Below are 11107 nucleotides of genomic sequence, written 5' to 3'. Positions count from 1 at the left end.
CCAGAAACCGCCTGCAGAAAATTACTGGTTTTTCGGCTTAGGAGGGTTGTGACCCTGCAGTTTTCGCCATTGCTGGGCCGTCGCCTGGGCCATGGCCTGATCGACTCGATTGACCCAGGTTTGCGACGAGGCACTCGCGGCCAGTCCCACCGCGATGGCCGACCAGCGGGCAGCATTCCGCGGCCAGGCAGGCAATTGGCGAGATCCGTCTGTTTCAAAATTTGGAATCGCCGCTTGCGGACCTGCATCCGTGGAGTCGCTTGGCTCGGCCGCGGGGGGTTGGATCATTTGCTCGTCGGTGGGGGGCCGATCCCGAGTTCCTTCGGAGTCGTCGCCCGGATCGATCAGCTTGCCGTTCCGCACGTAAACCTCGATCACCAGCCGCCGCGTGTTTGTTTCCATGTTCACGACATACACAGCGTAGTGATTGTCGGGCAGTTTTCGGAACAATCCGGGCAGATCCTGCAATACTTCAGGCCTCAGACGATAGCCAGGGCCTTCATTGCCCTCGGCATCAATCACGCGTAGTTCAATATATCGATCAGCTGTGGCTTGGGTTTCCCCTGACGCTGATCGCAATTCGATATTCTGCTGCGTGGCGAGATTCGTCGTCGAATTGTCGAGCGGAACTTCGGGATCAATACGCGGCGGAAATGTCAGCTGCGGCACTTGTGGTGTTGTGTCAATGCGGAAGGGCTCGCCACCAATACCGGGATTAGAGATCGCGATGCTCTCCACATTACTCGGGCCGTTGTCGACCACACCAGCTACATTGAAGTCATCGTCATGGATCACCACCGAAATCACAATATCCGCAGATGGATTGGAGGGATTGGGCGGTCCCGCGTACTGATGAGTTAAAACAAAAGTATTGGGCGTTGGTCCAGCATACACTCGCTCCAGGACATACCGATCTTGCGGCGGCAGATGGAGCTTATCGCCCCAATCGACCATAATTTGAAACGAATCAGCGCCCGGATCTTGAAACGATAGTGTTAACGTCGTGAAGCCTTGAGGAGTGACGTCAGTTGCAATTACTGGATCGAGCGAAGGGACGACGTTCAAGACTTTCACAAGCGTAGTTGGCGCGTGAAATCCATGGTCGTCATCAACAACTTTCACAGTAATCGTGTAAAGATTGTCTTTTGGTTTGAGCGAATCGATCACCGAATCGGTATCGTTGTCGGCATAGGTATGAGTCGCCGTAAAGCTGCCCGCGCCGTTGGCGCCGACGTTTGTGAGTACCGTCGATGTGCCATCGCCCCAATCGATGTAGACATCATGAGTGTCGAGGAGCCCCATGTCGGTAAAGCTCCCCGTGAGTGTGGCCACGCCCCCTTCGTCGATCTGTGCGACGGGATCGAGCAACACAACCGGGTCAACGTTTCTGACTTCGATGGGAGCAATCCCCAAACCAGAACCGGTGTCGTCATCCGTAATCGCCACGGTCACGGGATAGGAATCGCCATCCGAGCCAGTGGGATTATCGTCGAGATACTGGTGCGACAACGAAAATACCCGCGTTGTCGGATCCCAATTGATGCCATCCACGGCTTCGGTCAAAACGGTGTTCCCCAAGGTAAACGATTGATTGTTGTTGGGGCTGAGCGGGTCTTGCCAGTCAATGACAATCGTAAACGTATCAAGCGTACCGGGGTCGCTCACGTGCCCCTCCAACACGGCCGTGCCATTCTCATCAATCGGCGTCACAGGTTGAAAAGTCAGCTGAGGAGCAATGTTTCTCACCAAAACGGAAGTCGTTTCCGTGTCGGTGCTCAAGTCATCGCCGGTCAGCTTGATGATGATCGCATAGGTATCGCTACCGGTCGCCGTCGGATTGTCATCCAAGTATTGCCGGCTCACCGTGAAAGTTCGCGTTACGGGATCCCAGTCAATGCCATCGGCGACCTGGGTGAGTGGAGTATCTCCTAAATTGAAGGTCTGAATATTGTCCGGACTCGCGGGATCGCCCCAATTGATCTCCAGCTCAAACGTGTCCCTCGTGCCGGGATCGTTGATGGTTCCTTGAAGCTCAGCAAAACCATTCTCATCAATGGGGCTTACAGGTTGTAAAACAACAATGAACCCAACATTCTTCACCAACACTGTTGTCTGAGCCGTTCCGACGCCCAAATCATCGTCGGTGGCTGTCACGTTGATTGTGTATAGGTCGTCGGGTGTTCCCGAAGGGTTATCATCCAAATATTGATGAGTGAGCGAAAACGTCCGCGTCACCGGATCCCAATTGATGCCATCGGCGGCCTCGGACAGTGGCGTGGTTCCCAAATCAAACGTCTGCACATTGTTGGGACTTGCAGGATCGCCCCAATTGATTGTGAGCGTAAACGTATCGAGCGTGCCAACATCGGTAATCGTTCCCTGCAAGGTGGCAAATTGGTTTTCTACGATCGCCGCAGGAGGAACCAGAACGACACTGGGATTGCTATTGTTAACCGTCAGCGGCTTGGAATCCGTCGCTACTCCGCCGTCATCATCCCGCAAGCGAACATTGACATTGAACGTATCACTGGATGTCCCGGTGGGATTGTCGTCCAAAAACTGACGAGTCACCGTGAAGGCGCCCCCCGTGACGACAACCGTCTGGTCAAAAATGTTGTCGCCGTCCCAGTCAATATCGAGCTCGTGCGTATCTTGCGTGCCGATATCGCTGTACGTTCCAGATAAAACGGCCGTGCCGTTTTCATCAATCGCCAACAGCGGGTTGAGCACAACAACTGGATCAGCGTTCTCCACGGTCACCGTCGTTGCGGCAAGGGCCAAACCGCCGTCATCATCCCGCAAACGGACATTGATCGTGATATCGTCGTTCGACCCCGCGGGATCATCGAGGTATTGCTTGCTAACCGAAAAGCTGCCGCCGGAAACAGTCACTATCTCGTCGTAATTGCCATCGCCGTCCCAATCGATGTCGAGTTCGTGAGTATCTTGTGTGCCGGTATCATTGTAGGTGCCTGTCAAAGTAGCAAAACTGTTTTCGGTAATCGGCGAAGTGACGGTCACGCTAAGAATCTGAGGATTCAAATTGTTGACAACATAGCTCGTTGATTCCGTAGCTGAGCCGCCATCGTCGTCTCGCAACCGAACATTTACGTTCACAACATCGCTAGTCGTCCCTGTGGGATTATCGTCAAGCACTTGGCGCGTCACTGAAAATGTACCGCCGGTCACCGCAACTGTTTGGTCGTAGGTGCCATCGCCGTCCCAATCGATATCAAGCTCGTGCGTATCGAGAGTGCCCTGGTCGCTGTAGGTTCCAGTCAGGGTGACCGTATCGTTCTCGCTAATCGATGGCGTGATCGTCAGGCTATCGATGCTTGGGGGAACATTCTTCACCGTCAGAACGGTAGATTTCACATCCATCCCGCCGTCATCATCCCGCAAGCGCACATTAACGTTGAACGTATCGCTCGGCGTCCCGGTGGGATTGTCATCCAAAAACTGACGTGTGACCGTAAATGCTCCCCCCGTGACGACGACCGTCTGGTCAAAGATATTGTCACCGTCCCAGTCGATATCGAGCTCGTGGGTATCTTGGGTCCCGGCATCACTATAAGTTCCCGACAAAACAGCCGTGCCGTTTTCATCAATCGCCAACAGCGGGTTGAGCAAAACAACTGGATCAGCGTTCTCCACAGTCACGGTCGTCGCCGCAAGGGCCGAACCCCCGTCATCATCCCGCAAACGGACATTGATCGTGATATCGTCGTTCGACCCCGCGGGATCGTCGAGGTATTGCTTGCTAACGGAAAAACTGCCGCCGGAAACGGTCACGGTTTCATCAAAATTACCGTCGCCATCCCAATCGATGTCGAGTTCGTGCGTATCTTGTGTGCCGGTATCATTGTAGGTGCCCGTCAACGTAGCAAAACCATTTTCGGTAATCGGAGAAGTGACGGTCACGCTAAGAATCTGGGGATTCAGATTGTTGACGACAAAGCTGGTGGACCGAGTCGCCGAACCGCCGTCGTCATCCCGCAGGCGAACATTCACGTTGACAACATCGCTGGCAGTGCCCGTCGGATTATCATCGAGCACTTGTTGCGAAACGGAGAACGCTCCCCCCGAAACGGCGACCGTTTGGTCGTAAGTGCCGTCACCATCCCAATCGATATCCAGCGAATGCGTATCCAGTGTGCCGGGATCGCTATAGGTTCCACTGAGAACGACGTTGTCGCTTTCGTTGATCGAGGGCGTGATCGTCAGACTATCAATCTTGGGCGCGACATTCTTCACCAAGATCGTGGCCGATGAGGTCGCGGAGCCGCCCAGCGGATTCGTGACCGTGGCCGTCACGGTGTAAACGTCGCTTGCCGTGCCCGTGGGGTTGTCGTCAAGATACCGATGAACAGCCAGTGCTTCCCGCACCGAGGGACCAACATTGATAACTTGTAGAGAACCATCCCCCCAGTCGATCGTAATTTGATGCGCCATCGGCGGGCTGTCGACGATCTCAATCGTCGCCAACACGGATTGATCTTCGAACAGCTCCGCGCTCCGCAAGCGTATCGTCGCCTGCAGAGAGGACGCGGCGGCAGCCACGAGTGGTTGCTGAGTTGACTCTTGCGTGACAACTAACGGCTCGCTAGTTTGCACATAGGGCTCTGGGGTAGGAAGAGCCTCCATGACAACTCCAGCAGCCGCTCCGTCGAACACTCGGCGGCGTTCCAACCGCCGCGGAGCCAAGGGGGCCGCCGCGAATTGTGGAGCATCTTTGCGAGCGAACGAAGGGAAAACGCGAGCCAGTAGCGCAAACAATCCCATGGCGATTCGGCAATCTGTCTAAAAGAGGCTGCTTCCCAGGAGCGAACAATGCTATCGCTTAAGGAAGCTAGGAAGTTTGGCGACTGCCGTCCTACAGGCGCTGTTCCGGCGGCACGATGTGTTCATTATCCCGAGAAAGCAGCAATTTTGTCAAATATTTAGCGGCCCCACCTCGACGTTTGCCGAGCGGAATTTGCCGACCGACAGTTCTAAAATGGGTAAACTTTGCCGGATTTCCGACTAGTAACGGTCGTAACGTGCGAGCCGGTTCTGCTTGAGAAACCGATTGTGCCGCGTCGAAAACTTCTTCGGCAAACGACACGGTGTCGCTTGCGAACCCCTAAGGCCGACGCGACGGGATGCAATCATGTTCCCCGCAACCCACCACCCGCGCTGCTCCGTTCGCTTGGCAACGACCCGCCATCACTTGGTCAAATCACTAGTGGCAATTCTATTGTCGCTGACCTGTGGTGCAATGTCGGTCGCTACTGCCAAACCGTCGGCCCCTGTCGAAGAGTCCCCCACACGTTTCGTTGGCCCCCCCAGCCGGCTGCAGCCACGGCTCACCAACGAAACGGGGACTCCTCGCGACATTTTGATCGTGACCACGCCGAAAATGACCATCGTGGCCAATCCCGTTCGACAGACTCAGGTCGTTCTGCCCGTCGAACCGCCGCAGGTGAAGGATGCCGAAATCCTGCCCGAGGCCGAATACGAAAGCGATCCCCAACTCAACGAAGAAATCTATGCCGGCGAAGGAATCGCTCCTGGCACGGTCCAACCGGTTCCCTGCTACGTGGCACGGCCACTCTCTTCCTTGAGCATCAATATTGCTCTGCCAGATGGGTCGCTCCCCGAAAACATGGCCATGGCTTGTGCGACCAACATGGGCACTGTGAATGACAAACGCTTGGAATATGGTTGGTCACAATACGATTTTCATTGGGCAGCTAGTTGCCTGTGCCACGCGCCCCTCTACTTTGAAGAAACCAATGCCGAACGGTATGGCTATACCCCCTGCCGTGCATTGCAACCTTTCATTTCCGCGGGACGCTTCTTCCTGACCATCCCTGCACTGCCGTACAAGATGATCGTCGACCGCCCACACGATTGCATCTATACATTGGGACTTTACCGCCCCGGCAACAGCGTGCCACGGCGTTGGAATCATTTGCCGCTCGACATTGCAGCAGCAGCGGTGGAAGTGGGTGTGATCGCCGGTATGATTGCGATCCTGCCCTAGCCGAATCACCACGGCATCTTAAGTCGTCGCTTCACAAAGTTAACAGCCAAACTTGCCAAAGTGCTGCGACTGGCTTCGATCTTGGCAGTTCCTGCTGAGCCGACAATCGCGCTGACTTGTGATCGGTCGAGTTCTACTTCGACCACGTGCATGCGGTCTTTATTACTGGCTTGTGTATCGTCACTCGGTTCCAGAGCTCGGCTAGCTACCTGCTTCACTTTGCCAGTAACAATTTGCACCGGTGCGGAATCGATGAGAATTTTGACCGGCTCGCCCGATTGGATATCGCCCACATCTCGCTCATCAATGGCAACGAGTGCGTTAAGTCGCCGCGAATCGCCAACTGTACAGAGTACGGTTCCAGGCTCGATCCACCCTCCGAGATTTCTACTTTCGAGCGGCGAACCCGACCAGGTGGGGAGACGATCTTCAGATTCCGTCAATTCCATGGCTGGCGGAGCGATCACAATGCCATCAACCGGTGACCGCAAGATTAATTCATCTTCACGGTGCTCGTACTGTGCCAGTTGTGCCTTCGCATCGGCGAGGTCAGCTTGAGCCGTGGGAAGTTGCAATGACATCCGGCTATCAAGAGCTCGCAAAGTATTAACTTGATTAAAATGAGCTTGTTTCACTTCAAACTCACCACCATGCTTCGCGACGGCAAGCTGAAGTTGCGGGTCGCACAATTCGGCAATCACGTCACCAGCCCGTACCCGGGTTCCAGGGGGCACAGCGTAAACCAACTCCCCACCGGTGGTTGCATAGACCGCTTTGCCGTCCGCCGGAATCAACACCGCTGTGCCACGCACATTATGCTTCACCGGCCAAAACAAAATCGCACTGCCGAACATGCTCAACGCGATCAATAACATTGCGAGTCTGGGCCGCTGGATCCGCGCACGATTGGCCGGATTGCGAAGCACTTGCCAAGCCTGTTGCACGAATGGCATCACGAGACCTATCGCCGTCAGCAGCGCCAGCATCAAAACAATGTTTTCGAGATGGTAGGGTCGTGCCAACGCAAACAACATGGCGTAAATGGCCAGTAACACAACCAATGAATAAATGCGCGATGCAACACAGTAGATCGCGAGACGTTGTTGCTGCTTTTGGCTCAACAAAGGGTCAGCAGATTTGGGCTCATTCAGCAGCCAGCGGCGTAATCGATCACACCATAATCCTTGGGCTCGTCCCCCTAAATTGGGAATCTCTAACCAATCAGCAAGCAAATAATAACCATCGAATCGCAGCAGCGGGTTCGCATTCACCGCCAGCGTGTTAATTGAACAGATCACTGCGAGACCCAGACACCACGTGTTTAACAGCCCCGGCGACGTATACCACCAACTAATGAACGCCAGCGCCGCGAGGCAAAGTTCCACGGCCATTCCCCCAGCAGTGACGGCCATGCGTTGCCACTTGCTCGGTAGCCGCCAAACGTCAGACACATCGCAATACAGCGCAGGAAAGAAGACGAGCAACATGACGCCCATTTCGTGGCAACGGCCGCCAAAATGTCGGCACGTCAGCGCGTGGCCGAATTCATGCAAAACTTTTACGCCGACGACCGTCACGAGCCACAAAACCAAGTAACGGGGTTGCCAGAGCTCATGAATGCTCGGAAATTTGGCGACGACCTCGGCAAAATTTCCGATCAACAACCAAATCGCATACACAATTAGAACCAGCGAACCACACAACGCCAGTGGCGAAAAAACCCAACGTATTTTGGAATACACGCGATCGACAATCGCCGTGGCATCCCAACTCGCAAACCGAAACGACAGCGCCCGCAACACACTCTGCCAGCGCTCGCTGCTGCGCTTCTTGGCTGCGCGACTTAAAAGTTCTTTGCCTTGCCCAGCGGCTAGGCTCACCAACAGCCCTTGCTCAAACAGTTGGTTGATTCCTTCTTGCAATGCAACAAATGTAATCGTGCGGGGAGCAAACCGCTCTTCGAATTTGTGCTTCAACGCAGTCAACGTCGTTGATTGCGCCAACTGTTCAAACAAGAAGTGCTCGGCAGGAGTCAGTTGAAAATGCTCCAGCGTCAGTGGGTCTTTGAGCACATAACTTGGCTGCCCGGCCACGGGAAAGGCCACTTGCTGGATATCGCTCCGCGCACGGAGCATCAGCGGGCGTTCTACGGTCGACAGCAAATAATCGAGGTTGGCAGCCATCTCAGATTGCTAACGCGCAATTTCCAAAGAACCTTGTTGGCCTGAGCGAAACTCGCCATCCGGATTTTCCAACTCCGCCCAGACTCGGACTTGTCGTGTGACGGCGTCCATCTCGGGGCTGACGAAACGGAGTTTGCCTTTGACGATTTTTCCCGTTTCGCTGTGAAAGACCACATCACGTCCCACCATATCTCCTACAGCATCTTCTGCTGCAAGAAATCCTTCGGCACGCAAACTTTCGACGGCAACCAATCGCAAAACCGGCGCGCCGATTTCCAGCCATTCGCCGATTCGGCCATGTACGAGCACCACGGTTCCCGCGAAGGGCGCCTGCACGCCATGTTGCTCAAGCTTCAGTTCCGCCGCGACCAACTCCTGTTCCTTCATTCGCAAGGCAAAACGATCCAAATCGAGTTCATGTTCCGCTTGTTTTTTCTCTAAGTTCAGTTTTTCCACCGTCAGCCGCTCGACATCGATCTGCGACTGCGAAATGCTCTTGGCGAATTGAGCGATCGATTCTTGTGATCTTTTCAGTTCTGCTTCCGCGACTTCCAGTGACTTCTCCGCGTACTTAACTTTTGTGAGATTGCCCGCCTTCGCGGCTGCTTGGGCCGCTTCGATCTCCGCTTTCGCGACATCAAGTTCCGCCTGGCGGGTATCAAGCTTTGCTAATACTTGCCCCACTTCCACGACGGCCCCTTCATCTACCAGAATCTCGCGCAACATACCCACTTGTTGCGCGGGAACTTCCGCGGCCTGAAAGGGACTCAACACTACCGAATCAATCACCAAGGGTTCAGCACAAAGTGCATTTGTTACCGAGCAAATGCAAATCAAAACAGCCCAATAAATTCGCAGCAATTGCTTCATCAAAATGCCAACCAGGAATGTATTGTGTCCCAAACGTCGTGCAGCCACACGTAACCAAGCGAACGGCGACCACAATTGATCCGAACGATCGCCGCCATTTGCGGACGGGCAGCCGGTAACGATTGTTCATCGACTTTAATTTCCACACGCACGTCGGGCAGTTCCTCGGTGAGCTTGGTGGGATCAAGCACCGCCGTTTCGGTAATGGTGTTCACCTGGCCATGGAAGGTGTGATCCAAATCTCCAGCCAAGCGAAAACGTGCCGTCAGTGGCACTTCCGTTTGACGTTCCGCTGCGATGATATGACCAATTCGATCTTGAGCAACGTCCGCGTCCAAATTCCATCCCGAGTTCGTGTCGGCAATCGTAAACAACACTTGCCCACGTTCCACGGGGCGAGTCTGTAAAAGGTTCTGTACATCGAGGGTCAGAACGGTTCCTGCAATCGGACTGCGTAAGGTCAGTGCCTCGCGGCGCTTGGTCAAGATTTCCATCTGTGTGAGTAAACTCGCTTCGCGAAGTTCCAACTGTTTGGCTTCCGCGGAAAGCGGTAAACGGTCAGGCTTTAATTCTTCGCGACTTTGGCGATCCGTTCGACTGACGGCGATAGCTTCCAATCGCTTGCGTACGGTTGCCAACTCGCCGCGGACTCGCTCGGTTTCTAAATCTAATTCTGGATCGTCCAAGACGGCCAGAACAGTCCCCAATTTGACTTGGTCGCCATGGTGGACCTTGATGTCACGGACCGTTCCATTGGTCGTGGCAAAAACATCTTGAACGGTGCGTGGCATCAAAGTGGCTGGCGCTTCGATTTCGAAATCGGTTGGGATAAAAATCAAAGCCAAAACCACGGCGGCGATCACTCCACCCGCCACAGCCATCCGACTCAATCCCCAACTTTCCCACAATCGCGTCCAACGGTTGGTCCAATCAGCCACCGTGCGAACTGGCCAACGATTCCACTCCATGGCTTGCTGTAGAGCCGGCTCACACAAATGGGCAAGCTCGACAACTTTCTGTCGCGATAGTGTTCCCTCTGAACCAAACGCCTCAGCAATCAAGACCACAGCAGCGTGTTGTGATTTGTGATCGCTGTCTTCATCAGGCTGAAACTCAAGCGGCACAGCCACAAGCTGCCGAGCATGGGAATGATCGATATGTTGTTCGAGTGCGCTGGCTAATGGAGTTGGAAGCTCGGCGAGTTCGATCCGTTCTGAGTAATCAAGGGGCTCACCCCAGTGGTCCGTCGCGGCGGCGAGATTTTGCAAATCTTTCACGGCGTCAGAGCGTTGTTCCAAACGTTCCGTACCGCTGGCTGCCAACATTGCCCATGTTTGGCCGTCTCGCGCGAGAACGCTCAAACGATCCGCACCTAAAAAGCGACTTCCTTCATTGGCCAGTTCATAGGCAACTTCCGTAAGGCTCTTGCCGCGATGCAATCGGCGCAAAAATGTAAGCACCGCATCGTGATCTGATTGCTCGCTACGCAGCGTTCGTAGTTCATGATGCAGGTGATATTGGTCGACGGCATGAATGACCGCCGACAAAAATTCCACCCAACCGCGTTGAGTGGCCGGGCTACCGCCAGTTCGCAGGAATAATTCAAGGATGACTTGCGGGCGAACCGTCTGTTTGTCGCGAGCCGCTCCGATCAAAATCGCAGTATGAGTTGGGTTATCTGCTCCCGGTAACAACACACGCGGTTGTGCAAACACGGCTGCCTGCTGCAGCAGATAATGATGAGCAACGCGACTCGACTCGTCAGACGGTACAAGCGATTCAAAATTGACTGCCGCTATCGGTTGCCACTTGCCGTGTGAGTCCGGCAGCCAAACCGCCCCCCCCTCGGCTGCTAGCGTCGTGATGCAACTATCCAGCAGCCGACGGAAGAATTCAGTTGGCTCAATCGGCGCGCAAGCCAACTCATGGAGATTGGTGATCAATTCCTCCACTTCTTGCCAACTTGCCGCGAATGTATCTGGTTCGAGTGTGCTCATCACTTTTTCAGTATATCCACGCCGTATGAATT

At 54.5% G+C, this 11107-nt stretch carries 5 protein-coding genes; 1 reads left to right on the top strand and 4 read right to left on the bottom strand.

Translation table 11 applies throughout. The features are described from left to right. Positions 1-21: 21 nt before the first annotated feature. On the bottom strand, positions 22-4782 hold the full coding sequence (locus SH678x_RS05445) for a hypothetical protein (protein ID WP_496921872.1): 4761 nt from the start codon (positions 4780-4782) through the stop codon (positions 22-24). 367 nt (positions 4783-5149) lie between these two features. Here SH678x_RS05445 and SH678x_RS05440 point away from each other — a divergent pair, with 367 nt between their 5' ends. Beyond that, positions 5150-6025 (top strand): hypothetical protein, encoded by an 876-nt coding sequence (locus SH678x_RS05440; protein WP_496921871.1) that lies wholly within the window; start codon positions 5150-5152, stop codon positions 6023-6025. A 5-nt stretch (positions 6026-6030) separates the two neighbouring features. Here the strand turns inward: SH678x_RS05440 and SH678x_RS05435 are convergent, their stop codons facing one another. The 3 genes from SH678x_RS05435 to SH678x_RS05425 all read right to left on the bottom strand — a co-directional run bounded on the left by SH678x_RS05435 (position 6031) and on the right by SH678x_RS05425 (position 11075). Beyond that, entirely contained in the window at positions 6031-8208 is a 2178-nt protein-coding gene (locus SH678x_RS05435) for a hypothetical protein (RefSeq protein WP_496921870.1), read from the bottom strand. Between the two features lie 9 nt (positions 8209-8217). Continuing rightward, positions 8218-8997, bottom strand: coding sequence for an efflux RND transporter periplasmic adaptor subunit (locus SH678x_RS05430; protein ID WP_496921869.1), 780 nt, complete (start codon positions 8995-8997; stop codon positions 8218-8220). An 80-nt stretch (positions 8998-9077) separates the two neighbouring features. After that, complete coding sequence (locus SH678x_RS05425) at positions 9078-11075, bottom strand: efflux RND transporter periplasmic adaptor subunit (protein ID WP_496921868.1); 1998 nt, start codon at positions 11073-11075, stop codon at positions 9078-9080. Positions 11076-11107: the final 32 nt, after the last annotated feature.

The organism is Bythopirellula superficialaquae, assembly GCF_059632245.1.
The sequence above is the reverse complement of the archived record's forward strand: the minus strand, read 5'-3'. Positions and strand labels throughout refer to the sequence as shown.